The sequence below is a fragment of the Arthrobacter sp. efr-133-R2A-63 genome (assembly GCF_030209795.1).
Lineage (GTDB): Bacteria > Actinomycetota > Actinomycetes > Actinomycetales > Micrococcaceae > Arthrobacter > Arthrobacter bambusae_A.
This window is the reverse complement of sequence record NZ_JARVRG010000021.1, coordinates 71708-95920: the sequence shown is the minus strand read 5'-3', so window position 1 is coordinate 95920 and position 24213 is coordinate 71708. Positions and strand designations below refer to the sequence as shown.

At 62.1% G+C, this 24213-nt stretch carries 32 protein-coding genes and 1 tRNA gene; all 33 read left to right on the top strand.

Annotated features, from left to right (window positions below; all coding sequences use genetic code 11):
• The first annotated feature begins 68 nt into the window (after positions 1 to 68).
• The 33 genes from dnaN to QRN45_RS11075 all read left to right on the top strand — a co-directional run bounded on the left by dnaN (position 69) and on the right by QRN45_RS11075 (position 24187).
• On the top strand, positions 69 to 1145 hold the full coding sequence (gene dnaN / locus QRN45_RS11230) for a DNA polymerase III subunit beta (RefSeq protein WP_284763413.1): 1077 nt from the start codon (positions 69 to 71) through the stop codon (positions 1143 to 1145).
• A complete protein-coding gene (locus tag QRN45_RS11225) occupies positions 1145 to 1399 on the top strand; it encodes a hypothetical protein (protein ID WP_284763412.1) in 255 nt (84 codons plus the stop codon). Before dnaN ends, QRN45_RS11225 begins: the two co-directional genes overlap by 1 nt.
• Positions 1396 to 1806, top strand: a complete 411-nt coding sequence (locus QRN45_RS11220) for a hypothetical protein (RefSeq protein ID WP_284763411.1) — start codon at positions 1396 to 1398, stop codon at positions 1804 to 1806. The genes QRN45_RS11225 and QRN45_RS11220 overlap by 4 nt, the downstream gene beginning before the upstream one ends.
• Positions 1803 to 3308 (top strand): DNA cytosine methyltransferase, encoded by a 1506-nt coding sequence (locus QRN45_RS11215; RefSeq protein ID WP_284763410.1) that lies wholly within the window; start codon positions 1803 to 1805, stop codon positions 3306 to 3308. Before QRN45_RS11220 ends, QRN45_RS11215 begins: the two co-directional genes overlap by 4 nt.
• Before the next feature lie 31 nt (positions 3309 to 3339).
• Positions 3340 to 3828, top strand: coding sequence for a hypothetical protein (locus tag QRN45_RS11210; protein ID WP_284763409.1), 489 nt, complete (start codon positions 3340 to 3342; stop codon positions 3826 to 3828).
• Positions 3829 to 4065: 237 nt separating this feature from the next.
• Positions 4066 to 4464 (top strand): hypothetical protein, encoded by a 399-nt coding sequence (locus QRN45_RS11205; RefSeq protein WP_284763408.1) that lies wholly within the window; start codon positions 4066 to 4068, stop codon positions 4462 to 4464.
• Positions 4461 to 5327 carry a hypothetical protein gene (locus tag QRN45_RS11200; protein WP_284763407.1) on the top strand — a complete coding sequence of 289 codons (867 nt, stop codon included), beginning with the start codon at positions 4461 to 4463 and terminating at the stop codon, positions 5325 to 5327. Before QRN45_RS11205 ends, QRN45_RS11200 begins: the two co-directional genes overlap by 4 nt.
• Before the next feature lie 70 nt (positions 5328 to 5397).
• Positions 5398 to 5589, top strand: coding sequence for a hypothetical protein (locus tag QRN45_RS11195; protein WP_284763406.1), 192 nt, complete (start codon positions 5398 to 5400; stop codon positions 5587 to 5589).
• On the top strand, positions 5586 to 5882 hold the full coding sequence (locus QRN45_RS11190; protein WP_284763405.1) for a hypothetical protein: 297 nt from the start codon (positions 5586 to 5588) through the stop codon (positions 5880 to 5882). The genes QRN45_RS11195 and QRN45_RS11190 overlap by 4 nt, the downstream gene beginning before the upstream one ends.
• Entirely contained in the window at positions 5879 to 6289 is a 411-nt protein-coding gene (locus QRN45_RS11185; RefSeq protein ID WP_284763404.1) for a RusA family crossover junction endodeoxyribonuclease, read from the top strand. The genes QRN45_RS11190 and QRN45_RS11185 overlap by 4 nt, the downstream gene beginning before the upstream one ends.
• Positions 6286 to 6465 (top strand): hypothetical protein, encoded by a 180-nt coding sequence (locus QRN45_RS11180; protein WP_284763403.1) that lies wholly within the window; start codon positions 6286 to 6288, stop codon positions 6463 to 6465. The genes QRN45_RS11185 and QRN45_RS11180 overlap by 4 nt, the downstream gene beginning before the upstream one ends.
• A complete protein-coding gene (locus QRN45_RS11175; protein WP_284763402.1) occupies positions 6462 to 7067 on the top strand; it encodes a hypothetical protein in 606 nt (201 codons plus the stop codon). The genes QRN45_RS11180 and QRN45_RS11175 overlap by 4 nt, the downstream gene beginning before the upstream one ends.
• 363 nt (positions 7068 to 7430) lie before the next feature.
• Positions 7431 to 7503: transfer RNA gene (locus QRN45_RS11170), tRNA-Leu, on the top strand.
• 309 nt (positions 7504 to 7812) lie between these two features.
• Positions 7813 to 8118, top strand: a complete 306-nt coding sequence (locus QRN45_RS20915) for an HNH endonuclease (RefSeq protein ID WP_350309769.1) — start codon at positions 7813 to 7815, stop codon at positions 8116 to 8118.
• Positions 8119 to 8371: 253 nt separating this feature from the next.
• Entirely contained in the window at positions 8372 to 8770 is a 399-nt protein-coding gene (locus QRN45_RS11165) for a hypothetical protein (RefSeq protein ID WP_284763401.1), read from the top strand.
• A gap of 10 nt (positions 8771 to 8780) precedes the next feature.
• Positions 8781 to 10286, top strand: a complete 1506-nt coding sequence (locus QRN45_RS11160) for a terminase large subunit domain-containing protein (RefSeq protein ID WP_284763400.1) — start codon at positions 8781 to 8783, stop codon at positions 10284 to 10286.
• A gap of 11 nt (positions 10287 to 10297) precedes the next feature.
• A complete protein-coding gene (locus QRN45_RS11155; protein ID WP_284763399.1) occupies positions 10298 to 11896 on the top strand; it encodes a hypothetical protein in 1599 nt (532 codons plus the stop codon).
• A 2-nt stretch (positions 11897 to 11898) separates the two neighbouring features.
• Positions 11899 to 12636, top strand: a complete 738-nt coding sequence (locus tag QRN45_RS11150; protein ID WP_284763398.1) for a VG15 protein — start codon at positions 11899 to 11901, stop codon at positions 12634 to 12636.
• Positions 12637 to 12725: 89 nt separating this feature from the next.
• Positions 12726 to 13364 (top strand): FtsB/FtsL family cell division protein, encoded by a 639-nt coding sequence (locus tag QRN45_RS11145; protein WP_284763397.1) that lies wholly within the window; start codon positions 12726 to 12728, stop codon positions 13362 to 13364.
• A 12-nt stretch (positions 13365 to 13376) separates the two neighbouring features.
• Complete coding sequence (locus QRN45_RS11140; RefSeq protein WP_284763396.1) at positions 13377 to 13763, top strand: hypothetical protein; 387 nt, start codon at positions 13377 to 13379, stop codon at positions 13761 to 13763.
• A gap of 17 nt (positions 13764 to 13780) precedes the next feature.
• On the top strand, positions 13781 to 14797 hold the full coding sequence (locus tag QRN45_RS11135; protein ID WP_284763394.1) for a major capsid protein: 1017 nt from the start codon (positions 13781 to 13783) through the stop codon (positions 14795 to 14797).
• Between the two features lie 67 nt (positions 14798 to 14864).
• Positions 14865 to 15218, top strand: a complete 354-nt coding sequence (locus QRN45_RS11130) for a hypothetical protein (protein ID WP_284763393.1) — start codon at positions 14865 to 14867, stop codon at positions 15216 to 15218.
• A 2-nt stretch (positions 15219 to 15220) separates the two neighbouring features.
• On the top strand, positions 15221 to 15616 hold the full coding sequence (locus QRN45_RS11125; RefSeq protein ID WP_284763391.1) for a hypothetical protein: 396 nt from the start codon (positions 15221 to 15223) through the stop codon (positions 15614 to 15616).
• A gap of 1 nt (position 15617) precedes the next feature.
• The gene (locus tag QRN45_RS11120; RefSeq protein ID WP_284763389.1) at positions 15618 to 15947 is read left to right on the top strand and encodes a hypothetical protein; all 330 of its coding nucleotides are present in this window, start codon (positions 15618 to 15620) and stop codon (positions 15945 to 15947) included.
• Complete coding sequence (locus QRN45_RS11115; protein WP_284763388.1) at positions 15947 to 16246, top strand: hypothetical protein; 300 nt, start codon at positions 15947 to 15949, stop codon at positions 16244 to 16246. Before QRN45_RS11120 ends, QRN45_RS11115 begins: the two co-directional genes overlap by 1 nt.
• Positions 16243 to 16647, top strand: a complete 405-nt coding sequence (locus QRN45_RS11110; protein ID WP_284763387.1) for a hypothetical protein — start codon at positions 16243 to 16245, stop codon at positions 16645 to 16647. Before QRN45_RS11115 ends, QRN45_RS11110 begins: the two co-directional genes overlap by 4 nt.
• 51 nt (positions 16648 to 16698) lie before the next feature.
• Positions 16699 to 17364 carry a hypothetical protein gene (locus QRN45_RS11105; RefSeq protein ID WP_284763386.1) on the top strand — a complete coding sequence of 222 codons (666 nt, stop codon included), beginning with the start codon at positions 16699 to 16701 and terminating at the stop codon, positions 17362 to 17364.
• A gap of 88 nt (positions 17365 to 17452) precedes the next feature.
• Positions 17453 to 17593 (top strand): hypothetical protein, encoded by a 141-nt coding sequence (locus tag QRN45_RS11100; protein WP_284763384.1) that lies wholly within the window; start codon positions 17453 to 17455, stop codon positions 17591 to 17593.
• 29 nt (positions 17594 to 17622) lie between these two features.
• Positions 17623 to 17970, top strand: coding sequence for a hypothetical protein (locus QRN45_RS11095; RefSeq protein WP_284763383.1), 348 nt, complete (start codon positions 17623 to 17625; stop codon positions 17968 to 17970).
• Positions 17971 to 18017: 47 nt separating this feature from the next.
• Entirely contained in the window at positions 18018 to 18413 is a 396-nt protein-coding gene (locus tag QRN45_RS11090) for a hypothetical protein (RefSeq protein ID WP_284763382.1), read from the top strand.
• A gap of 19 nt (positions 18414 to 18432) precedes the next feature.
• Entirely contained in the window at positions 18433 to 22092 is a 3660-nt protein-coding gene (locus QRN45_RS11085) for a peptidoglycan DD-metalloendopeptidase family protein (RefSeq protein ID WP_284763380.1), read from the top strand.
• An 11-nt stretch (positions 22093 to 22103) separates the two neighbouring features.
• The gene (locus tag QRN45_RS11080; protein ID WP_284763379.1) at positions 22104 to 23081 is read left to right on the top strand and encodes a phage tail family protein; all 978 of its coding nucleotides are present in this window, start codon (positions 22104 to 22106) and stop codon (positions 23079 to 23081) included.
• The gene (locus QRN45_RS11075; protein WP_284763377.1) at positions 23081 to 24187 is read left to right on the top strand and encodes a Gp37-like protein; all 1107 of its coding nucleotides are present in this window, start codon (positions 23081 to 23083) and stop codon (positions 24185 to 24187) included. The genes QRN45_RS11080 and QRN45_RS11075 overlap by 1 nt, the downstream gene beginning before the upstream one ends.
• Positions 24188 to 24213 lie beyond the last annotated feature (26 nt).

Sequence of the window (24213 nt, the reverse complement as noted above, 5' to 3'; positions counted from 1 at the left end):
CTAGCCGCCGCCGAGGTAGACGACTGGGAGCGGCTCCACCCTGTACACCCAAAGAAAGCAGACCAACCGTGAAATTCACCATCCCCGCCAACGCCCTCGCCGACGCAGCCGCTTACGCCTCGAAAGGTATCAACCCGCGCCCGCCAATGCCGATCCTGTCCGGCCTTCTCATCGAAGCCGTGGCCGGCACCCTGCGCATCAGCGGCTTCGACTATGACAAGTCAGCCCGCACCAGTGTGGCCGCCGACGTCCACGCAGACGGAAACGTGCTGCTTCCCGGGAAGATGTTCACCGAGATCATCCGCAAATTCGGCAAGAAGACCGTCACCGTCGAGGTGAACGGCAGTGCCGCCACCCTCACATCCGGGTCTGCGGTCTTCAAGATCGGCACCATGCCCGTTGCAGACTTCCCGCCCATGCCCGGACTTCCCGCGGCAGCCGGGAAAGTTGACGGTGACGTCTTCGCAGCCGCCGTCGCCCAAGTCATCGGCGCCGCAGCCACAGACAACACCCTGCCCGTCCTCACCGGCGTAAAAATCGTCAGCGAGGGGCCGCAGCTATCGTTCCTGACTACCGACCGTTACCGCCTCGCGCAAGCCACCATTCCGTGGGCGCCCGCCGGGGATGACATCAGCGTCCTCGTACGCGGCTCATGGCTCGCCGAAGCTGCCAAGAACCTCGCTGGCGAAGCGCAGATTCTCGCTAGCGAAAACCTCTTCGGGATCCGCAGCGGCAACCGCGCCGCAACGGCAACGATCCTCGACCTTGAATACCCGAAGATCCAGACTCTCTTCCCTGAGTCCACGGAAACGACAATCACCGTGGACCGCTCCGAGCTAGCCGATGTCCTGGGCCGAGTATCGCTCGTCGCAGAACAAAACACGCCCGTCCGCATTACCGCCAGCGGCGCCGAATTGGTCATCGAAGCTGGAACCGGGGTCGGCGCAACTGGCACGGAAACCATACCGTGCGAGCTCGACGGAACCGACGTCGAGGTTGCCTTCAACCCCGGATACTTCGCCTGGTCACTCGCCGTCACCCCATCCGAACAAGTGACTATCGGATTCCAGAAGAACCGGGCAAAACCCGCACTCATCACCGGCCACGACGGACTCGCCCACCTCATCATGCCGGTGAAGCTCTGATGAGCGGCGCGGCAAAAAAGCGTAAGCCCTTCTACACCTCAGTGAACGTGGACATCGACATTGATGCTTCTGTTCTTGAGGACAACGGCTACCACCACGAAGACGACTGCCCAGCCGACGAGGAACGAGACTTCGCAGGCGACCTGCAGACGTTCTCGGACTGGCATGACCAATCCCACGGGTTGACGCTGTGGGCCAACTGCCCCTACGAGCCGTGTGGACTACTCAGCGACGAATTCAGGAGCACGCCATGAGCGAAGAACCCATGCTGCCAGGCGAATGGCCGGAGCCAGTTGTCACCGCTGACATGATCATCGAGCGGAACATCAAGGAAGCCCTGATTCAGGAGACCTACTTCCACCAGAGTCTTTCCGATCGAAAGCCAGACGAAACCGACGAAGCCCGCAAGCTCAGGCTTGTCCAAGCCAACATGCACTGCTTCTCCTTCCTCCTGGACGCCGTCATTGTCGACGTCCTCATCGAAGTGCAGGGCTACAACCGGCTTTGGGCGGACACCATGGCAGCCGCGATCGACAGCAGGCTCGAATGGGGCGAGCACTACCCCGAAATGCTCTGGCAATGGGCCAACGAGCGCGGGCTAGACCCGGACCAAATCATTGAGAAGGCGAAGGCTGATTTCGCTGAGAGGGACACGAAATGACGATCACAGTAACAGACATGTTTTGCGGGGCCGGCGGATCATCCACCGGCCTTTCTGCTGTCCCGGGCATCACGGTCAAGACGGCCATGAACCACTGGGCCCGTGCGATCGAGACGCACAACACCAACCATCCCGAGGTTGATCACGTCTGCGCGGACATCCAGCAAGTTGACCCGGAGTTCATCTCGACCACGGACATGCTGTGGGCATCGCCGGAGTGCACCAACCACAGTGTGGCCAAAGGCAAGAAACGGGTCACCCGGCAAACAGCACTCTTCGGCGAGAAGCTGCCCGACGAGGCCGCCATCAAGTCCCGGGCCACCATGTGGGACGTGCCCCGGTTCGCCGAGATCCACGACTACAAGATCATCATCACCGAGAACGTCGTGGACGCCGCCAAGTGGCTGATGTTCGACGCCTGGTTGCTCGCCATGAAGTCACTCGGTTACGAGCACCACATCGTCTACATGAACTCAATGCACGCGCAGCTCGGCGGCCTCCCGGCGCCGCAGTCCCGGGACCGCATGTACGTGATGTTCTGGAAGGAAGGCAACGCCAAGCCCGACTTCGACAAGCTCCGGCCGCTCGCATACTGCCCGTCCTGCGACGAGACCGTGCGCGCGCTGCAAGTGTTCAAGAAGCCCAACGAACGCTGGGGCCGGTACCGCGCCCAGTACCTTTACCGCTGCCCCAAGGTGTCCTGCCGCAACCGAATTGTGGAGCCCGCCTGGCGGCCAGCTGCAGATGCCATCGACTGGGGCATTCAAGGCCAGCGAATTGGCGATCGCCCAGTCAAGGATTACTTCAACAAGTCTGGCGACTTCATCGGCTCGGGGCCCTTGGCGCCTAAGACTATGGCCCGAATCCATGCTGGGCTCGACAAGTACGGCGCGCAGCCGGTAGCGATCGACGCCGTCCGGGGTGAACAGATCCTTTCCGCGGTGAACAGCGAGCCGTTCCAGACCCAGACCACGAGCTACACCCGCGGTCTTCTGGTTCCGGTCGAGGGCCGGGAAGGCAAGGAAGCCCGCGACATCAGGGAAGCCATGCGGACCCAGACCACCCGCAATGAGACTGGGCTGCTGCTGGCCCCCGGAGGCAAGAGCGAACACCATGGCAACGCGATGCTCATGCCGTATTACGGTTCCAGCAAGCCGCAGACAGTCACTGATCCGATCGGGACGCTGACGACGGTGGACCGCTACGCCATGATCACGTTGCGTGGTCAGAACGCACCCAAGGACGTCTACGACCCACTGGACACGTTCGCGGCCAACGGAAACCACCACGGACTCATGGGAGTCAACCCGCCCGCCGTCGAAGACTGCACCTTCCGCATGCTCGAACCACACGAAGTCACCTGGGGCATGGCATTCCCCAAGGACTACACGATGACTGGAACCAAGCGGGAAATGGTCAAGCAAGCTGGCAACGCCGTCTGCCCGCCCAACGCCCGCGACCTCGGCATGATCGCCGCCGAATCGCTCGGAGTAGCCGCATGACAATCACGAGCGACTGAGAAAGGAATATTCAATGGCCAGGCAATACGGGCAGATCAAAGTGAGCATCTGGGTTGATGATGACTTCCTTGACCTGTCCCCAATGGCTCAATGGTTGTTCATCCATTTGAGTACACACGCCGACCTGACCCATTGCGGAGTCTTGGATTGGCGGCTGAAGCGCATCGTCCCGAAGGCGAAAGGCCTCACCTTGGACGTACTGGAATCCGCCGCACAGGAGCTCATTGAACAGGTCTACATCGTGACCGACGACGACACCGAAGAAGTGCTGGTCCGCTCATTCATGCGCAGCGACGGACTACTCAAGCAACGGAACATGGGCGCCGCAGTGGCCAAGGCTTACGCCTCAGTGGCGTCCAGGACGATCCGCGGCGTCGTCGTCCACGAGCTCCACCGGTTGAAGGCCGAGAACCCGGAATGGACCAGCTGGGGAGCCTTGAAGGATGCCATGGCGGGACGGTCAATAAACCCCCGCGAAATGGTATCCGACGAGGCTGCATAAACCAGTCGGTAAAGGGTTCGGGAAACCCTTCCGGAAAGGGTTCCTAACGGGATCGGGAAAGGGTTTGTGGATGCCTTCATGAAAGACATCGGTAACACCTGCACCTAACACCTACACCTTCACACCTACACCTAAAAGTGCCAACCAAGTCTGTTTCTTAACTCACCAGAGCCCAGAAAATCGGCAACAACCAGCGGCGAAAGTCAGGCGACGTTTTGGCTTGAAAGGAATCCCAATTTGATCATCACAGACCAGCAAAAGCGGGCCGTCGCCTACCTGCTCCACGAGATCCGACCAGACTGGCCCGTCGCCTCGCTGGTGTCACTCATCGACAAGCACCGCGACGTCCCAAGCCTGGGCGCCCTGACCATCGCCGCAACCACCAAGGCAATGGAAACCACATGCCAGACGCCGGCGCCGATCTTCCATCCGGGGCCCCACTGGCCGGAAGCCGCCCGTCGCCAGCTACCGAAGCCACCACCATGTGCCGACCACATAGGGCAAGACGCCCACACCTGCAGATCATGCTGGGCGGACGTCAAAGCCGGGATCCGCCCACAAACCCACATCGGAAAACACCACGAAGCCGTCTCGGAAGAGGCGGCTTCAGTCATTGAAAGCGAGGAAGAACCGTGACGGAAGTGACGCACACCGCCCACAGCATGACCGAGCTCCTACGCCAGCACTACAACCCAGACGGCCGCGCAATGGGGCATCTCTTCATGCCCGAGATCGGAGCCCCTGGCGGGCGCCGGCGGGCCGACCTGCTTGTTGCCCCCATATCCATCGCAGGGGCAAAGGCAAACACCCTGATCGGGCATGAGATCAAGGTGACCCGATCGGACGTCATGGCCGAGCTCGCCGATCCCACGAAGGCAGACCCATGGCTTCGGTACTGTACCCGCTGGTATCTCGTCGTCGCCGACCCGGCCTTGATCGAGGGCCTGACCATCCCCGACCTGTGGGGCGTCATGGCACCTCCGTCAGGCAGGCGCACCCGCTCAATGACGATCCTGAGGGAAGCTCCGAAGCTCACCCCTGATGGCGACATGGCACCGGCACTGTCCCGTCTCGCCGCTTACATGGTCGGCAGGCTTGAAGGCGTCGTGAAACGCGCCGAATATGACCGCGACGCGTACAAGCAACGCGCCGAACGCGCCGAGCAACGAGAGCAAGAACTAAGGCTCACCGGCGCCGGAGGCTTCGCAAGCCCGCACACGCAACGAATCAACGCGATCGTGAACCTCGTCGAGAAGGGCAAGCACGAATACAGGACAGGCCTGCCCTACCTGGCCAGCAAAGACGTCACCGATCAGGACATCGCCGACGGAATACTCGACCTGGCTCGCAGTCGCTCAATCGCCGCCGAGGTGCGCCGGAACATCGACGAAACGATCAGTGAGGCGCAGCGGGCACTCGACCCGTTCAAGTACGTCACCAAGAACCTCGAAGCCGTCAAAGCAAAGGCCGAAAGCATCGACGAACGGCAAGCATTGTGAGCGTCGCCAACTCAACCAGCATCCAAGAAGCCGTCCCAACCGGGGCGGCTTCACTCATTCAGGAGAACTCATGAACTACCTGCTGCTCGCACTTGCGATCGCCAGCGCCTTCGTCGCACTGCTGTATTCGGCCAACATCGTCAGGGTTGCTATCGGGCGGATCGTATGGGCTAGCAACCTCGCGCACATCGGTCATCTCGTCATCGCACCGACCGCCATTGTGCTGGCGATATGGCTCTTCCAGATGGCGGTGGCCGCATGATCCGCAAAGAGGGCAAGGCTCGCTGGACGTACACCTGCGAACCATGCAGTGTGCGCGTCACGAAGCCCGACCAGTTCCGGGCTATCGAAGCCTGCCATCGGCACGAGCGCGGATTCGGGCACGCCCAACGCATCATGAGCATCGCCTACCAAGCGATCATCGATGCGTTCTCCGAGGCTGTGAAACCTGTGCTCGACGTCGTTGAATCAATCGCATCCGCATTAGCGCCACCACCGAACCGCCCGCACGATCCAACCCTCCTGCGGGACCGGCGAAAGTGGGGCGGGCGATGACCTCGCTGCGCGTCGTCGCCTACGGTCTCCCCGCCAGCCAAGGCAGCAAGAAAGCGTTCAAGCGTGGACGGAAGATCGTCTTGGTCGAGATGGACGAGAAGCTGCCCGCTTGGCGCGCTGCAGTCGAAGGAGCAGCCCGAGCCGCTGCCGGACTCAACTGGACGACCATCGATGGGCCAGTATCCATTGCGGGCGAGATCCGGCTACCCAAACCCAAGACAACCAAGTACGCCGACGCGCCCGCCGGTACCCCGGATCTCGACAAGCTCCAACGCGCCGTCGGTGACGCCCTCACCAAATCCAAAGTCATCAAAGACGACGCCCGAATCGTCCACTGGAACATCCGCAAAGTCTGGGCCGAAAACCTAAGCGGACTCGACATCACCATCACCCAGGAGCAGCCATGAGCAACATCAAGATCGAACACGCCGCTGACGACAAGAAAACCGGCATGACCGTCGGCGACGTCTTCGCATTCGCCCAAAACGCCCTCAACCACAACATCGACCCGCGCACACCCGTCAAAGTCACCACCGGATTCCGCACGCAAATCCAGAAACTCGAAGCCGGAGGCAGCCGATGACTCTCAGGGATAACATCCACCAACTCATCAACGAGCACATGACAATGGCCGACGACGGCTCCTTCATCAAAGCCCCACCACTGCTCGCCGAACTGCGGGCCGCCGTCACCTCTGACTTCGCTGTCGGCCGCGGCGGATCAGGCGGCGCCGGGATGATGATCAACTCCGCGGCCGACAAACTAGAGCGCGAGATCAAAGAGCAAGCACTCGCTGAGCACTTCGAAATGACCGGGAACGAGTACCAAGGCAACCCAACAACGCTTCTCCAAGCGTGGGCCGTAGCCGCATCAAGCGAATGGCAGGCATACCTGGAGCCCATCACCTTCGGATGGATCGAAGGAATCCGCGCCCTGCTCGTATCCAAACGACCACCGTGGCGCCCATCGATCCCTTGCCCATCCTGCGGGCAGCGATTCTACGGTCCTGAGCGCGAACCGTGTCTCGCAGTCCATTACTGGGACGACGACACCGAAGCGATCGCGCCTCCAGCCAACTGGACTGCGAACTGCGACGGATGCGGAGCCGAATGGAATGGTGACGATCTGAAATGGCTCCGCGCCGCCTCCAACACGCCGGTGGCTGATGTTGCACGTGTGAGTTAATTCCCAGTAAGCTAAGTGCCGTTGGGGCTAGTAGTCTCACAAAAGCAAGCCGTTCCAGATGGAGCGGCTTTTTTACTGCCCAAATCACTTCCCCGGGGAACCGGGAAGCAAGAGCAACGGCTGGTGACCGTTGCAACGCTGGACCCGGGCGAGGCGCGCCAAGCCCGGGCCTGGCACAAGAACCAACAACTGAATAGCCCGCAGAACATGAGCTGCGGGAGGGCTGGACAAATGAGGGCGACCTGAAATCGTCGGCGGTGCAAAGCCGCCCCAGCCCACGGGAACCACAATGGTTCCCCGAATCGAGGCACAGCCGAGAGGCAGCGTCCAGCCCGCGCAAACCCCCATGAGCGCGGGCCACAAGGGTCTCTAGTCCAACGGCAGAGACAGCAGCTTCAAAACCTGCACAGTCCCGGTTCGAATCCGGGGAGACCCACTTTCCGGTAGCGGCGGTCAAAGTCACGCCCCGCCTCACGAACGGCAAGCGAACCAAGGTAGGAGCCGGGTGCCTGCTCTCTCCACCCGCCAAGGCCCCACCTGCCGCTGCACCGGAAACACCATCCCCAAGAACATGTGATGCCGAGCCCAGGAGATGGCAACGCGGAATTGGTACGGGGCTAAGACCTTGGAACGTCGGCAAGCAAACCATCATTCGTCCCGCGACCCGCAAGCCAAGGCACCTCATACCGGCCACCGTCTCAGGCAAACCGGAAGCACAACCAGAGACAAGCATTAGGAGGTAGTCATCGCTACCTCACGCACGGGCACAGCCACATGGAAGCGCGTCTCACGCCAAGCCAAGAAGCTGGCCAAAGCCAATGGCCAGACGCGATGCCCTCACTGCGGTGTCACGCTCGACTACGACGTCGGGCTCACGCCATGCAGTGCCGAAGCAGACCACATCATCCCGCACGCCAAAGGCGGACGAGACGAACTATCAAACGTCATCGTCATATGCCGCAGATGCAACCAATCCAAAGGCAACCGCGCTGCACCCAAAGCAACAACCGTCATGGCAGCCAAACCACTCAAAACCAGCCGGAAATGGTGACCTGTGGATAACCCCAGATACGAAAACTCGTATCCCAGAACCCCATACCCCGATATGGGGGAGGACCCCTCCCCAGGGGCCTCCCGTTCGCACCCCAGGCATTAGCGAAAATATCCCCCCGAGCTGGCTCGTGGGGCCGGCGAGCCTCCCTCGGCCGCTCTTGTAGCCGCCGCGCCATTTGCTCGCAGGGCATTTTGACCCCATTCAAAATGCTCTCGTGGATGGCGCGGCCCCAAACTTCTAGGAGGTCGACGTGGATGTTCCTCCTGGCCTTGGTGAGCGCGGCTTGTCGATCTGGGAGGCGATGGCGACTGAAGATGTCCCGCGGAATGCGCTTGTGCTTGAGGCTGCCCGACTGGCCGACCGCTTGGACGAGTTGGACAACATCATCCAGGGCAAGGGCGTCCTGAACCTCATGCAGTTCCGGGTTCATCTCTGGGAGGACGACGGCGAGGAACGCAACGTCAACGTTGAGGTGAAGTTCGCGGCGCCGTTGGCTGAAGCCCGGCAGCAAGCAATTGCTCTCGCGAATATCCTAGCCAAGCTTTCCCCCGCCGATTCGAAGGCTGCAGCCTCTCCGGCTCCCGCGCCGGCGACTCTTCCGGCCAATGTCTCTCCGTTGCAGAGGTTGATGCAAAAGCAAAAGGCGTAGGTGGTGCGGCGTGCTGATCGGTTCGCAGGTCGCGCGCTTCAACACGGCGCCGTCGCCTCGTGGTTACAGCGTTGAGCATGCTGAGAGAGCGCTGGAGTTCGCCGAGGGATATCAGTTCGTTGCCGATCCTTGGCAGTCTGAGGTTGTCAGGGCGTGGCTGCGCACTGATGATGCTGGCTGGCTTGCCTCAACGTGGGGCCTGAGTGTTCCTCGCCAGAACGGCAAGAACGGCGCTCTGGAGATCGTCGAGCTCTACCTGATGGTGGCTCTCGGCCTGAAGATCCTTCACACCTCGCACCTACTCGGCTCGGCCCGTAAGGCGTTCAAGCGCCTCATGTTTTTCTTTGGCACGAAGGTCAATGACCCGGGTGCGAGATTCCCGGAGCTGAATGCTCTGGTCAAGGAGATCCGCAAGACGAACGGCCAGGAGGCCATTGAGCTTCACAACGGCGGATTGATCGAGCTGGGCGCCCGCACGGGCGGCGCCGGCCGAGGTAGCTCCTTCGACGTCCTTGTTGTTGACGAGGCTCAGGAGTACGAAGAGGACGAGCAGGAGGCTCTTGAGCCGACCGTTTCCGCTTCTCCGTCTGGCGATCCGATCATCATCTACATGGGCACCCCGCCGCGGGATTTGAGCGAGCGCGGCGAGCCTTTCGTCCGCGTGCGTAACGCCGCCGTGACGGGTGCTGATAAGCGATCAGCTTGGGTTGAGCACTCTGCTGTTGGCGACGTCGACAAAATGGACGAGGCAGAATTGCGCGTCTTTGTCGCGGACCGGGCCAATTGGGCTCAGTCGAATCCTGCTCTCGGTGGTCGCATCAAGCTGCGCACCGTGGAGGGCGAGCACTTCCGGCAGTCGGCGAGGTCGTTCGCGCGCGAGCGGCTGAACATGTGGCCGACGCCTTCCGAAGCCGGCCAGGTCGCTTTCACGAAGTGGGATGACCGGAAGATTGATCATCCGGATCCTGAGTGGCCTGTTGCCGCATTTGGCGTGGACATGAATCCGGAGCGCACGAAGGTTTCGATCGGGGTTTCGACGTTTGCGGATGGCGGGGAGATTCACCTCGAGTTGGCCGCTGATGCTCCGTTTGATGAGGCTGGCACGTCGGCGCTCGTGGAGTGGCTTTGGGAACGGTGTAAACGCCGGATTCCTGTGGTAATTGATGCTTTCTCGCCGGCGCGCGACCTGCTTGAGGCGCATCTGAAGAAAAAGCAGATGAAGGTGTTTATTTTGCAGGCGAGTGAGTACACCCAGGCGTGCGCGATGCTGCATGAGGCTGTTGAGAAGCACCCTGCGGTAACTCATTTCGGGCAGGCGCACTTGAATGAGTCGGCGAAGCACACCACGAAGGATCCGATAAAAAATCGGCCGGGCTCGTTCAAGTGGAATCGTACGAGTCTCGACGTTGATTTGGCCCCGATCGTGGCCGTGACTTGCGCCCATTTCGGCGCCGTGAAGTTTGCCAGGCGGCCCCGTTCCGGGACCGTGAGGAAAAGGCACGCAATTGTTGGTTAGGGGTGACGCTGGTGGCTGTTCTTGAAGTGGTTCGGAAGCTCTCTTTTGAGGAGTCGACGGCGTTTTACCGGATGCTGTCTACGATCCGGCGTAAGGCCTCGCGCAACAAGCTGCGGGAGTCGTATGTCGAGGATAAGAAGCGCCTGGACAAGATCGGCTTTTCGGTTCCGCCTCACATGATTGATTTCCAGACGCCGATTGGTTGGGCGTCTAAGGGGATCAAGGTTCCGGCGTCGCGGATTCGGCCCGATGGTTTCACACTGCCGCGCCCGTCCACGCTGTTGGACGAGGTCAACGCGACTTTCGAGGATAACTACTTGGGCGCTGTGGAACGGATGGCGATTGAGTCGTCGCTTCAGCATTCGGTGGCGTTCCTTTTCGTTACCCCGGGCGACTCCACACTCGGTGAGCCCGATGTGATTGTTGCTGCCCGCACTGCGCTTGAGGCTACGGCTGAGGTCGACGCCCGGACTAACCGGGTGCTGCTGGCACTCGAGATGGTGTCCGCGACCGTGGCGCTGTTGTACACCCCGGGTAAGACGTTGCGTGTTGAGTCGACGGTGAACGGTTGGATTGTCACCAAGGAGATTGATGGCGTGCCGGGCCTTGTGCCTTGCATCCCGTATATCTGGGGTTGGTCGCTGTCCCGCCAGTTTGGCCGGTCTAGGGTGACGCGCCCGTTGATGGGTTACATCGACAAGGGCGTGCGGACGATGCTCCGGCAGGAAGTTACTGCCGAGTTTTTCTCTGCACCGCAGAGGGCCCTGCTGGGCGCTGACGAGGCGCACTTTACTGGCCCGGACGGTAAGCGGATCTCGCCTCTCGAAGCGCTGATTGGCGGCATGTGGGCGTTGCCTGATGTGTTCGATGAGGACGAGCAGAAGCTTGTTCGCCCGGACATCAAGCAGCTTCAGCAAGCTTCAATGCAGCCGCATTCGGAGATGATGCGCACCATCGGATTGATGGTTTCGAGTGAGCTTTCGATCCCGGTCGGCTATCTGGGCATTATCCACGATAATCCGTCCTCTGCTGATGCGATTCTCGCTTCCGAGTCGGACATGGTTGCCATGGTTGAGAACGAGCGCGATATCAGCTACAAGATTGCTCACGAGTCGCTGGCCCGGACGATCCTTGCCGTAAAGTATGGCGGCATCACCGACGGCATGGCGGCCGATTTGCGCGGATTGCAGGCCAACTTTGCGGATGCTGGCACACCTACTCGTGCGGCCCGGTCTGATGCTGCTCTGAAGTACACCACGGCGTTCCCGAATGGCGACCCTGAGGTTGCCATGGAGGAATACGGACTGTCCAAGACGCAGATCGAGCGAAACCTTGCATACGCGAAACGCGCAGAGTCCGGGCAGCGTCTCGATGCTTTGGTGGCGGCGTCCAAGTCGTCCGCGACTCCAGTGTTCAGTGATGGCACTACGGCGCCTGCTGGGGCGGTTGATGATCAGCTCAAGCAAGCGCAGGTTCTCAAGGCGCAGGCTGACGCGCTGGGCGTACTCCGCCGTGCTGGTGTTGATGCTGGCGACGCTGCCGCACGTTCGGGCCTTACAGGAGTCAAGTTCATGCCGGGCTCGCCGATCACCATTCGTGAGAATCCGTAGCCGTGACTGATCCGATCATTGAGCAGTTCCGGGCGGCTAACGCGGGGCTTTCGAAGCTTGTCCGTAATGAGTTGGCAGGGTTCTTCGCCACCCTCAATTTGGCTAAGCCGGAAGCGGTACGGAACGCCCTATTGGAGTTCGTGCCGCTTTTGGTGGCTGAATATGGTTCGGTTGCCGAGACTCTGGCCCTGGACTACTACGACGAGTTGCGGGCAGCTTCTGGCGCTGTGGGCGTGTTCCGTGCGGTGCCTGGTGCCGCTGGCATTCCCGCGTCCGCGGTAGAGGCGAAAATCCGCTACCTTGCGGGGCAGCTTTGGACCCCGGATCCTGCCTCGATGCTGGGTGGGCTACTGACGGCGGCGGACAAATACGTGAAGCAACCTGGCCGTGACGCGATCGCCTACAACGCGAAGGCCGAAGGTGCCCTATGGGCGCGTGTCCCTTCCGGGCTGAAGACGTGCAGCTGGTGCCTCATCCTTGCTTCCCGTGACGCCGTCTATTTTTCGAAGAAATCGGCGTCAACGAAAGCCGATGGTTCCAAGTATCACGGCCTATGCGACTGTCAGCCGGTGCCGCTGAGGCCCGGGGATGACTACCCGCCGGGGTATCTTCCGGACAACTTCTATGACATGTACCAAATAGCCCGTGATGCAGCTGGTTCCGGGCAGATGAAGGACATCACGGCGGCGTTGCGCCGGGAGTTCCCGGACCATGTCAACGACGGCGTACACGTCCACTAATCCAGCCACCTGACAGGTGTTTTTCCCTTCCGCGCGATGCGGGCGGGGTTATTCGCCGTGCGATGCGGCATCCACTGAAGGAGTTCGAATTGAGCAAGAATTTTCCCCACGGTATCGACATCACTGCACCTGGCGGCATTGAGAAGCTGTTCGCGTTCAACCGGGCCCGTTTCGGCAATGCCGTCATGGAGATCACCCCGGAAGCTGCCGCGCAGGCAACTGCTGATGCTGCTGCAAAGGCTGCCGCTGACGCCGCTGACGCAGCAGCCGCTAAAGCCGCCGGCGAGAAGCTCGGCGAGGGCGGAATCAAGGCACTGCAGGCTGAACGCGACGCTCGAGCTGCTGCCGAAAAGCGGGCCACCGATGCTGAGGCGAAAATTCAGGCCGCGGAGGACGCAAAACTGTCCGAGATCGACCGCGCAAAGAAGGAACGAGACGACCAGGCAGCCGAGAACGCGAAGCTCAAGGCAACCAACGCACGTCTCGCCGCACTGGCAGAACATCCCGTTCCCAAGGAATACCAAGACCTTGTGACCGGGACCGACGAGGCCAGCTACCTCGCTTCTGCAAAGAAGCTCTCCGAACTCTATGCCCGCGCCGAGGGCAAGGCCCCCAAGGGCGGCCCGGTGCACGACTCCGGCAACCGCTCCGGCGATCAAAACCCTACTGGCGGCTCTCTTGCCGCCGGCCGCGACGCGTACGCGGCCAAACACAACAAGAAGTCCTAGAAAGGATCCACCATGCCTCGTCTTCGCACTGAAACTTACGGCAGCGGAAACCTTGCCTGGCTCGGTTCCGGACATGCCCTCGGCAATGCCCGCACCGAGACGGTCAACGTCGCCGCCTTCACCAAAGCAACCCACTTCCCGGACGGCTACCTCCGCTCCGGCCAGCCCGTGGCCAAGGTAGGCGGCGTTCTCGTCCCCTACGACGCCACGGAGGCTACCGTGACGGGCGCGGGCATCCTCGCCGGCCACATCCTGTTCGACCTGCAGGTCGAAGGCCAGACCAACGTTGCCGCCCCGCTGCTGGACCACGGCCGCGTTGTGGCCTCCAAGGTCCCGGGTGTCTTCGTCAAGCCCGCCGCGGCCGCCAAGCTGTCCGCCACGACCATCGTCTACGTCTAAGAAAGGAGTGACTGATTATGCTTTGGACTGATCTCGTCACCCCCGCCGAGGCCACCGGGTACGCTCGCGCCGCCCTGTCCGACCTCGAAGTCAACAAGGCCTCCCTGGCCCGCTGGATTCCGAATACCGAGGTCTCTGACCTCTCGGTCCGGTTCCGCAAGGGACAGGCCGGCTTCGTACAGGAAGCCGCGTTCCGCGCCTTTGACGCCGAGCCGGAACTGGCCGGTTCCACCTCGGGTCAGCGCGTCACCATCGACCTGCCCGCCCTCGGCCAGAACCGCCCGGTCTCGGAATACGACCAGCTCCTGCTGCGCAACTCGCCGGATGAGGTGATCCGCGACTCGATCTTCAAGGAGATCTCTAACGCGGCCCGCGCCGTCGCCGACCGCATCGAGCGGCTTCGTGGCACCGTGTTGGCCACGGGCAAGGCGACTATCAACCAGACGAACTTCATCTCCGATGACGACTTTGGACGCTCCGGCACCCATAACGTCACGGCAGCTTCGCTCTGGTCCGATCCGACGGTTTCGCGCCTGAGCGACCTGAACGCATGGTCGGACGTGTACTCCGCGACGAACAACGGCACAGTCCCCGGCTGCATGCTGATGTCCCGCCGCGTGTTCCGCGCACTTGCCGCCGGCAAGGAGTTCGCCACTCTCCTGGCGAACGGCGCTACCCGCCCCGGCTTGGAAGCCGACGTGCGCGGCCTCCTTACCGCCGCGGGCCTGCCGGAACTGTTCATCTACGACCGCTCCACCTCTGGTGGCCGCGTGATCGCAGATGACAAGCTCCTGTTCCTGCCTGCCCCGGTTGATCCGCAGTCCGGCCAGTCCGAGATGGGCGCAACCTTCTGGGGCCAGACGCTGACCTCGATGGATTCCAACTACGCCATCGAGCCGTCCGAACAGCCCGGCGTCGTCGTTGGCGTCTACAAGAACGAGAAGCCCCCGATGATCGCCGAGGTCGTCTCGGATGCCATCGCGCTTCCCGTTCTGGCGAACGCGAACCTGTCCTTCGTGGCCAAGGTTCTCTAGTTGACCGCTGGGCGGCGCCTGGGCCTCGAGCTCGGGCGCCGTTCGGCCCCAATCTTTAGGAGTCAATATGGCAACTTTTGCCGCACATGTTTTTGTTCATGGTGAGTCCGGGCCCGTGCACTTTGCTCCCGGTGACGAGCTGCCCGAGTGGGCGGAAAGTCTCGTCGGCAAGCACTGCCTTGTGCCCGAGGTCGAGACCGACGCCCCTGATTTCACGGCCGGTGGTGCTGAAGACGGCGAGAGCAACCCGGAAGGCACCGACAGCGATCCGGCTGACGACGCTGACAAGGGCAACGACGACGGCGACAAAGAGGGCGAAGGCAAAACTGACGAAGGCGACGACTTCGACCCCGCTGCGAAGACAGACGCCCCCGACTTCACCGCACCGGCACCGCGCCGCGGCCGTCCCCGGAAGGCCTAACCATGGCGGCCGACTACGCGACGCTGGAAGACCTCCAGGATCACTGGTCGGCTCTTCCCGCGGCGAAAGAATCCGAGGCTCAACAGAAGCTTCATGAAGCGTCGGTCGAAGTCCGGGCACTGTACCCGGATCTCGACGCCCGCATTGCTGCCGGGAACATCGATGCTGACGTGCCGCGCCTTGTCGTGTGCCGCATGGTCAAGCGCGCGCTTGAGCCAAAGGACGAGAACGCGCCACCGTCGGGCATGGAGTCATTCCAGTTCGGTGCCGGGCCGTTCACCATGGGCGGCAAGATGGCGAATCCTGACGGCAGCGTCTACATGACAGCTGCTGACAAGAGGCTGCTCGCCAAGTCCCGTCCGCAGCGCCAAGCGTGGACTATCCACCCGGGAGGCTGACATGGGCATTGTGAGCATGTTCCCGAAGCCGTGGCGCACTGACGTTGTGGTGTTGCGCGGCGGCGGCCGGGACGCCAAAGGCAACCCCCTTCCGGCCCAAGAGATCCCGGTGACGGACTGCATTGTCGGGTCGCGGGCGACGGCCGAGCCGCTGGACCGGTCCGACGTCGTTGACTCGAAAGCTGTCCTTTACCGGGATCCTGGCTTCACGTTCCTGCCCGCCGACCGCGTCCGCGTGCCTGAGGGGGCGCGGATGGCCGGCACATGGTCTGTTGAGGGTCGCCCGGGTGAGTGGCCGTTCGGTTCCGAGGTTGGGTTGGTGATGGGCTGATGGGTCTTCACAAGGTGCCCGGTTCGAAGTCGTACTTGGCCGAGGATGCCGGGCTCAAGGATCTTGGGACGTCGTCGGCGGTCGCGGCGGCAACCTTGTCCGCGGCGCAGCGGCTGGCAGGTAACGCTCAGGCTGTGGGCCGGGGCACTTATGAGGCAGCCCCAGCGACGGTCACGGCTGGCTGGGCGAACAATCGGCGCGCCGGGGCCGTGGTGCGCGAGTCCCGACCGGACTGGCGCGACACAAGGGACGCGATCCTGCAGCGCGTGGCCGAGGCCATGAATGCGAGGGGCAGATGATCGACGCTCTCGTCTTCCCGGACACCCGCGATGCATTATTCGATCTGATCGACGGCGCCACGCATCTTGGCGTGCCGGTCAAGGCTGTTTACCAAATCCCTGCAGGCGACTACGGCGAGATCAAGGGCCCGTTCCCTATGGCGCTGATCTATGTCACGGGCGGCACGCGGGGATTCGTTGACCGTGTGGACCGGGCGACGATCGAGGTTTACGCGCCGGGCCAAGCCGCAGTCAACACGCTCGAATCCATCGCTGCATCGCTCATCGGCACGGACATCGAAACACCGTCGGGATACATCGACAGCATCGAGGCCGACGTGACGCCTGCCGATGTTCCTTTCCAGTCGGACACCCTCAACAAAGCCATCGCGACCTTCTTGGTCACTTCCCGGCCCATCTGACCCCGCCAGGGGAACCAACAAATTCCAAGCCCTTGAAAGGGGTCTTTTGCCATGCCAACTTTTGCCACGATTCAGCAGGAAGCTGACGACCGGAATCTGATCCGCAAGATCCAGAAGGCCGTAGCGTTCCTGGCATCCAAGTCCGTTGAACTGCCTGCGAGCCTGTTTGGCGTCGGCGGGGCCTTGATTGACCTCAAGGCACTGGGCTACCTGCCGGTTGGCATGGTCACCCCGGATGGTTTCGAGTTCGGCCGCGACATCAGCAAGTCTGATGTGTCCGCGCTTGGCTATGCCGGCCCGGCCCGCTCTGACATTGACACCGTCGCCCGTTCGGTGAAGATGACCGCACTGGAAACCGGCCGGAAGCACATGCTCGAGCTGACCTACGGAACCGACCTTTCGGCGGTGACCCAGTCGGCGACAACCGGTGAGATCGTCTTTGACGAGCCGGACTTGCCGGTCGGCCAGGAGTACCGCCTGCTGATCCTGGGCAACGACGGTCCGGCCGCTGACAACTGGATCCTTGGCCGCGGCTACGGTTCCGTGAAGCTCGCTTCGACGGATTCCCAGAAGTGGGGCTCTGGTGACCCGGTGCAGCAGGCCTACACCTTCGACGTGTTCACCGATGCCGAGATCGGCGTCCCGGTGAAGCACTACATCGGCGGCACCGGAGCTCTGAAGGCCAAGACGGCCCTCGGATTCACTGCCGGGACCTAACCCCCTCAAGCACGGTGCGCGTCGCTCTCCGGGTGTGGCGACGCGCACCGTTTCCACCTCACACCCGAAGTTCTTAGGAGTCGATCACATGGCCCGCTTCATTTCCAAGGACGGCAAGCACGCCGTCGACACCGACGTCGCCACTGAGGCTGCTGAGCTTCGCCGCGACGGCTACATCGAAGAGAAGGCCGAGGCCCCCAAGGCCGACGCCGCCAAGCCCACCAAGTAAATCCACCCCTCACACCCGGAGGTAACACCATGGCTAACGACAAGCCGAACATCAACCTTTCCCTCGCCGCACTCGAAGCGGAGGTCGCGAAGCCGGAGCCCTTCATCGTTGCCCTCAAGGGCGGGAAGCGGATCACGTTTCCCGACCTGTACGACCTGCCAGCAGACGAAGCGGAGGCGTTCTTCAAGGACTTCGAGGGGTCCGGACAGAACGACTTCACGTTCCTCGAGAAGTGGCTGTCCAAGGCCGACTTCGAGGCATACAAGGCGGCGAAGATCCCGCTGCGCGTCCATGGCGCCCTGATTGAGCGCGTCATGAACTACTACCAGCAGACTGTGGGCAAGCCGGGGGAAGATACCGCCTCCGCGAGCTCCTAACCCGCTACCGTCCGCAGATCCGCGCCGACCTCTTGCGGGAGTTCGGCGTGGATCTCGCGGAATGGTTCGTGGCTAAACGGTGGGTTGCGTTGCTCGAGCTGATCGACATGCTCCCCACCGCCTGCAGGCTCAACGAGGCGATCGCCAACGATCCCGAAATGGCCGCCATCATGGCGGAAAAGCGGCTTGAACGCCAGGACGATCCTGATCCATGGGCGCCGCGACTTTCAGAGTACGACCTGAACATCACTGTGCTGCGCGAGATCCTGCACGCCGTCAAAGGCCTGCGCCAGGTCAGCATCGCAGCGGCCGGCGGGAAGCCTGGCGAAGAGACGCCATTCCCCGCCCCGTACACGGAGATTGACCGCGCCGTCGAGGCTGCGGAACGCAACTGGGCCGAGATGTTCGTCCAGCAGTTCGGATTCTCTCCGGAGGACATCTGACAACTTCATAGGAGGCCACATGCCCACGATCGGTGTCGCCGACATCCTTGTTGTTCCGGTATTCAAGGACCTCCAGAAGAAGGTTGGCAAGGAGCTCGACGCGGCCGCCAGTAGTGCCGGTGACAGCGCTGGTAAGAGCCTCGGCAGCAAGCTGACTGGCGCTGTCGGCGGGTTCATGTCCGGGACCATGAAGGCTGCTGGCATCGCTGGCGGGCTGACCGTCGGCGCGGCCTTCGGTACGGCACTGGCGAAGGGCTTTGGACGGCTCCAGGCAATCGAGGAGGCCAAGGCCAAGCTGAGCGGCCTGGGCCACTCGGCTGAGACCGTGCAGGGCATCATGAACGACGCCATGGCTGCCGTGAAGGGCACCGCTTTTGGGCTTGGTGATGCCGCTACGGTCGCAGCTGGTGCCGTCGCGGCTGGCGTGAAGCCCGGCAAGGATCTCGAGAGAACCCTCAAGCTCACTGGCGACGCGGCGACCATCGCTGGTGTCGGAATGGGCGAAATGGGAGCCATCTTCAACAAGGTGAGCGCGTCCAACAAGATCCAGGGCGACGTGATTGCCCAGCTGAATGACGCTGGTATCCCGATTATTCAGCTGCTCGGTAAGGAGCTCGGTAAGTCCGCCGAGGAGACTGTGAAGCTTGCCTCCGAAGGCAAGATCAATTTTGAGACCTTCCAGAACGCCATGGAGAAGGGTCTCGGTGGGGCTGCGCTTAAGTCAGGTGAAACCCTTCGGGGCGCGTTCAAGAACACGATCGCCTCAGTCGGCCGCATCGGCGCCTCACTGCTGTCCGGCGTGTACCCGAAAATTCAGCAGTTCTTCGCTGGGGCAATCAACTGGCTCAAGCCTCTTGAGGAAGGCGCGAAGATTGCCGGCGCGGCAATCGGGACCTTCCTTGATAAAGCCCTTTCCGGGGCGCAGGCGATTTGGGATCTCGTCGTGGGAGGCAATTTCACGGCGAAGTTTCGCGAGATTTTCCATGTCGAGGAAGACTCCCCACTCGTGAGCTTCCTGCTCGACGCACGAGGCGCCGTGCTCGGCTTCCTGGGCGCCTTCACGGGCGAAGGCTCAACGGCACTCGACCGGTTTTCCGGGACCACTATCAACCAGATCATTGATGCCGGAAGCAACGCCCGATGGGTATTCGAACAGCTGAAGGACGCCTTTCTGAAGGTCGGCCCCGCCGTTGTCGACGTCGCGAAATTCCTGTGGGAAATGCGCGTGCCGATCGGCATCATCGCAGGCCTGATTATCACCGCCCTCATTCCGCACTGGATTGCGCTCGGCGTCGAAGCGCTGAAGAGCGCCGCAATGCAGAAGATCGCATGGGGCATCGCCCGCGGATCGGCCATCAAAGCCGCGTTCGTCCACTCCTGGGCTGTCGCAACCATGGTCGGCGGGTGGATCCTGATGGGCACACAGGCGACCATCCAAGCACTGAAGATCGCTGCAGCCTGGCTCATTGCCACGGGCTGGATCGGCCTGATCATCGCTGTCGTCGCGGCATTGGTTGCTGGCTTCATCTGGGCCTACAACAACGTCGACTGGTTCCGTGCCGGCGTCGATGCCGCCATGAAGTGGATCTCGGATGCCGTTTCGACTGCCTTCCAGTGGATGCAAGGTGCCATTGCCGCGGTGGTCGACTGGTTTACCGGCACGGCCGTACCGGCATGGCAGTCCGCTATCCAAGCCGTGGGTGACTTTTTCACCTACCTGTGGACGGACTGGATCAAGCCAGCGTTCGACGGAATCGCCGCGATCATCTCGTGGGTTTACGAGTCGATCATCAAGCCCGTTTTCGACGGGATCATGGCCGCTGTCCGCTTCGTGGGCGATGTCTTCAACTGGCTCTACACGACCATCCTGAAGCCGGTTTTTGATAGCGCCGCGGTTGTCCTGGGTGGCTTTTATCTGCTGTTACGGGGCATTTTTCAGGTGATCGTTTCGATCATTCAGAACATCCTCGCGCCCCTGTTCATGTGGTGGTGGAACAACGTCATGGTCCCGGTTTTCCAAGGGATCGGTTCGACCATCGCTGACTGGTGGAACTCAGCGGTCGCGATTTTCAACGGGGCCATTGGTTTCGTCCGGGACGTCCTTGCCGCCGTGTTCACGTGGTTCTACGAGTCTGTGATCAAGCCCGTTTTCGACGGGATCGGCGCGGCGATCAACTGGGTCTGGTTGAACGTCATCAAACCGACAATTGACGCCTGGGCGTACATACTCCAAGTAACCCTCCCGGCGGCCGTCAACTGGCTCTATAACAACGTGATCAAGCCCGTCTTTGACGCTATCGGCAAAGCCATCAACTGGGTGTGGCTGAACGTCATCAAGCCAACGATCGACACGTGGGTGTACGTCTTCCAGAACATCCTCGCGCCGGCCGTGAGGTGGCTCTACGAGACGATCATCAAGCCGGCGTTCGATGGGATCGGCAACGCCATCAAGTGGGCTTGGGACAACGTCATCAAGCCTGTGTTCGATTTCCTGAGCACGGCGATCACAAAAACCATTCCGGATGCTTTCCAAACGGGCGTCGATGCGGTCAAGAAGGTCTGGGACACGATCCTCGATATCGCGAAGGCGCCGGTTCGGTTCGTCGTGGACACGGTGATCAACGATGGCCTGATTGGCGCGTTCAACACCATCGCCGGAGTCCTGCCAGGCGTGGATAAGCTGCCGCGTGTGGCGCTCCCCAAGGGCTTCATGAACGGCGGTTATACGGGCAACGGCGCCAAGGACGAGCCTGCGGGCATTGTTCACGGCGGCGAGTTCGTGTTCACCAAGGAGCAGACCCGCCGCGCTGGTGTGCGGAACCTGTATGCCTTGGCTGATTCGCTGGCCGGTTACATGAACGGCGGGTTCGTGAATCCGCTGAAGCAGATGGTGGAGACTCAGGGTTATAACCGGGTCCACAAGGGTGTCGACTATGCGGCTTCGGTGGGCACTCCGGTGTTCGCGACGGAGAACGGCCGGGTTAGCTGGTCCGGCCCTGGTGTTGCGGCACCTGGCGTGTGGGGCGGTAACGAGATCCACGTCGACGGCGGCTCCGGCATCCAGACGTGGTTCGCTCACCTGTCCTCGATGGCCGTGAGGGTTGGCGAGATGGTCCGGGCCGGGCAGCAGATTGCGCTGTCGGGCAACACGGGCATCACGTCCGGGCCTCACCTGCACTTCGGGACATTCGCCGGCGGCTGGCCCAACGACATCGACCCGCACGGCTACCTTGGCGGGGCGGGGATTCCATCGGGCGGCGGATTCAACCCGTTCGGCGGGATCATCGACGGGCTGCTTTCGCAGTTCAAGTCGGCGTTCCCAGCGGCGGGCATCATGGCTGACATTGCCATCGGCATCGGCAAGAAGCTGTTTAGCACTGTCGCAGACGTCATCACCGGCGGCGGCAAGGGCTCGGCAATCGGCGATCCCGCGCTGTATGACCTTGGCGGCATCCTGCCTCCGGGCGTCTCGCAGGTCGTCAACCGGACAGGCCAGCCTGAGGCGATCCTGAACCCGCAGCAGTGGGCGGATATTCACCGGCTCGCGACCCTCCGGAGCGAAAGCTCCGGCGGCCGCGGGGACGTGATCTTCAAGGGCAACGTCGGTTGGGATCCGGATGAGGTCGCCAACCGTATCGAAACGAAGCGGCGGGATACTTTCGCTGCCTTCGGAATCTAGGAGGTCACATAGTGGGTATCGTTTACGCCGCCCCGTACAGGCCGCCGGCACCTCCGGCGAATCCGTGGCGGGGCATTGGCCTGTCATGGACGGGCTGGGATGGCAGCGAGTGGGAGCTCACCAACCCGGCCGCAGGTTTGTTCCTGCGGCCGGGGGTGCGCGGGCTGCAACTGCCGTCGTTTGAGCGGCATTCCAGCTCGTCGCCCGCCGTTGCCGGCTCACGGCATCTTGGCACGTCAACCAAGGACCGGGATGCGTTCTGGCCGCTCTACCTGTACTCGGATACGAGTTCTGCCGAGTTCATGGAGCGGGACCGTGCTTTCTGGCGCAGTCTCGACCCTGACTTCGAGGGCACCTGGACGGCGAAACTGCCGAACGGTGATCGTCGGACGCTCGGGCTGCGGCTGATCAGCGCTGACGACGAACTGACCCATGACACGATCCAGCGCGGCTGGGCGAAGTACGGCATCAACCTCTTGGCTGATAAGCCGTACTGGCTGGGCGAGAAGGTCACGAAGTCATGGGCGCAGGGCGACATGCGCAACTACTACATCACCGAGGCGGACCGGATTGCTTACGGTTACCCGGCTGATGCCATCCACTACCTCTCAGCGGGTGGCGCGCTCGGCTCGGCGACGTTCACGAACGACGGCGACGTGGCGGCGTATCCGGTGTGGACGGTCGTCGGTCACACCACGGCCGTCTCATTCGGGGTCGGCGGCAATGACATCATCGTCCCGTTTGAGATCCCCGCGGGCTATGCCGTGCAGATGGACACCGACCCGGTCAACGGCCAGGTGCTCTGGTACGGGCAATGGGACGAGGCAACGAAGTCGATCCTGTCACCACTGGACCGCACTTCGGAGCTTGACCCGACGTCAGCGTTCGTTGCGATTCCCCGAGGGCAGGACCGCCCGCTGACCATCCAAATGACTGGCACTGGCAGCGTCATTGCCGAGGTGCAGAACCGGTATCGGAGGGCTTGGTAGTGGCTTCCGAGATTCCCTACGAGATCGTTGTGTACAAAGGCTGGGAGTTCAAGGGCTGGGTTGGACGGCCGCTCGATCTGAAGCCGACCATCCGCCACAACGTAAAGTCCACCGCGACGTTCACGATCGACGCGAACCACCGGCGGGCTGCGGACCTCATGGAGCCAGCCGCCCGGGTGATGATTTACCGGCACGGCGAGTTTCAAATGTCCGGGCCCGTCCGGGTGGCCGGCGGACAGTTCACGACAGCGGCCACGCTAACCTTCACGGTCGAGGATGATTTCCGGATCCTGAACAACTGGCTAGCCTGGCCGAAGCCAACGGCACCCCTGACTGGCCAAGACGTCGCGTACCGGTCGATCACCGGCCCGGCTGAGACAGTCGTCAAGACGGTCATGACCGAGGCCGCAACCCGGCTCGGTTACCCGCTGGCCGTGGCGCCGTCGCTTGGGCGTGGGGCGTCCGGTAAGTACACGTTCCGCTTCCACCCTGCCTATGACCGACTCTTCCCGGCCGTGGACCAAGCAGGGATCGGTGTGACCGTCAGACAGCAAGGCAACGGCCTTCTGCTGGACTGCTATGAGCCCCGGAACTACGCGCACCATCTTTCCCCGGAGAACGGCACTGTCGTTGGCGGGACCTACTCGCTGGCGGCCCCGGCTGTGACCCGCGTGGTTGTCGGCGGCCAAGGTGAGGGCGTCGAGCGGGAGTTCAAAGGCTTCTCCGAGCCGGCGCGCGAGACCGAATGGAACGACATCATCGAGGTCTTGCAAGATGCCCGCGACTCATCCTCCGGCGACGTCTACGCCGACCGCGCCAAGGAAGTCCTTGCCGAAGGTGCACCACTGGCCGGGCTGTCCCTCGAGCTGTCCGAGACAAAGCACTTCCGCTACGGCGGGGACGGGCTGCGGGTGGGTGATCGGGTGACGGCCATGATCCGCGGGCAAGCGTTCACCGATGTTCTCCGCGAAGCCCGGTTGTCCTGGGACAAGGACGGAGACACGGCCACTCCCATTGTGGGTGAGCGCGCCGACGATCCGGATACCGCCTTGGCCAAGAGAATCCGCGCTTTGCAGCGCGACAACGCAGACAGGAAGGCCCGCTAATGGCTTTGACCAGCGTCTTTTATGAC

Bases quoted from the DNA above. Each gene is read 5' to 3' on its own strand.
- QRN45_RS11135 (WP_284763394.1), top strand. From the start codon at position 13,781: ATGCTTTGGACTGATCTCGTCACCCCCGCCGAGGCCACCGGGTACGCT.
- QRN45_RS11220 (WP_284763411.1), top strand. From the start codon at position 1,396: ATGAGCGAAGAACCCATGCTGCCAGGCGAATGGCCGGAGCCAGTTGTC.
- QRN45_RS11115 (WP_284763388.1), top strand. From the start codon at position 15,947: ATGGGTCTTCACAAGGTGCCCGGTTCGAAGTCGTACTTGGCCGAGGAT.
- QRN45_RS11225 (WP_284763412.1), top strand. From the start codon at position 1,145: ATGAGCGGCGCGGCAAAAAAGCGTAAGCCCTTCTACACCTCAGTGAAC.
- QRN45_RS11095 (WP_284763383.1), top strand. From the start codon at position 17,623: ATGGCTAACGACAAGCCGAACATCAACCTTTCCCTCGCCGCACTCGAA.
- QRN45_RS11085 (WP_284763380.1), top strand. From the start codon at position 18,433: ATGCCCACGATCGGTGTCGCCGACATCCTTGTTGTTCCGGTATTCAAG.
- QRN45_RS11100 (WP_284763384.1), top strand. From the start codon at position 17,453: ATGGCCCGCTTCATTTCCAAGGACGGCAAGCACGCCGTCGACACCGAC.
- QRN45_RS11110 (WP_284763387.1), top strand. From the start codon at position 16,243: ATGATCGACGCTCTCGTCTTCCCGGACACCCGCGATGCATTATTCGAT.
- QRN45_RS11175 (WP_284763402.1), top strand. From the start codon at position 6,462: ATGACTCTCAGGGATAACATCCACCAACTCATCAACGAGCACATGACA.
- QRN45_RS11125 (WP_284763391.1), top strand. From the start codon at position 15,221: ATGGCGGCCGACTACGCGACGCTGGAAGACCTCCAGGATCACTGGTCG.
- QRN45_RS11190 (WP_284763405.1), top strand. From the start codon at position 5,586: ATGATCCGCAAAGAGGGCAAGGCTCGCTGGACGTACACCTGCGAACCA.
- QRN45_RS11215 (WP_284763410.1), top strand. From the start codon at position 1,803: ATGACGATCACAGTAACAGACATGTTTTGCGGGGCCGGCGGATCATCC.
- QRN45_RS11180 (WP_284763403.1), top strand. From the start codon at position 6,286: ATGAGCAACATCAAGATCGAACACGCCGCTGACGACAAGAAAACCGGC.
- QRN45_RS11120 (WP_284763389.1), top strand. From the start codon at position 15,618: ATGGGCATTGTGAGCATGTTCCCGAAGCCGTGGCGCACTGACGTTGTG.
- QRN45_RS11185 (WP_284763404.1), top strand. From the start codon at position 5,879: ATGACCTCGCTGCGCGTCGTCGCCTACGGTCTCCCCGCCAGCCAAGGC.
- QRN45_RS11130 (WP_284763393.1), top strand. From the start codon at position 14,865: ATGGCAACTTTTGCCGCACATGTTTTTGTTCATGGTGAGTCCGGGCCC.
- QRN45_RS11195 (WP_284763406.1), top strand. From the start codon at position 5,398: ATGAACTACCTGCTGCTCGCACTTGCGATCGCCAGCGCCTTCGTCGCA.
- QRN45_RS11105 (WP_284763386.1), top strand. From the start codon at position 16,699: ATGCCAACTTTTGCCACGATTCAGCAGGAAGCTGACGACCGGAATCTG.
- QRN45_RS11210 (WP_284763409.1), top strand. From the start codon at position 3,340: ATGGCCAGGCAATACGGGCAGATCAAAGTGAGCATCTGGGTTGATGAT.
- QRN45_RS11140 (WP_284763396.1), top strand. From the start codon at position 13,377: ATGCCTCGTCTTCGCACTGAAACTTACGGCAGCGGAAACCTTGCCTGG.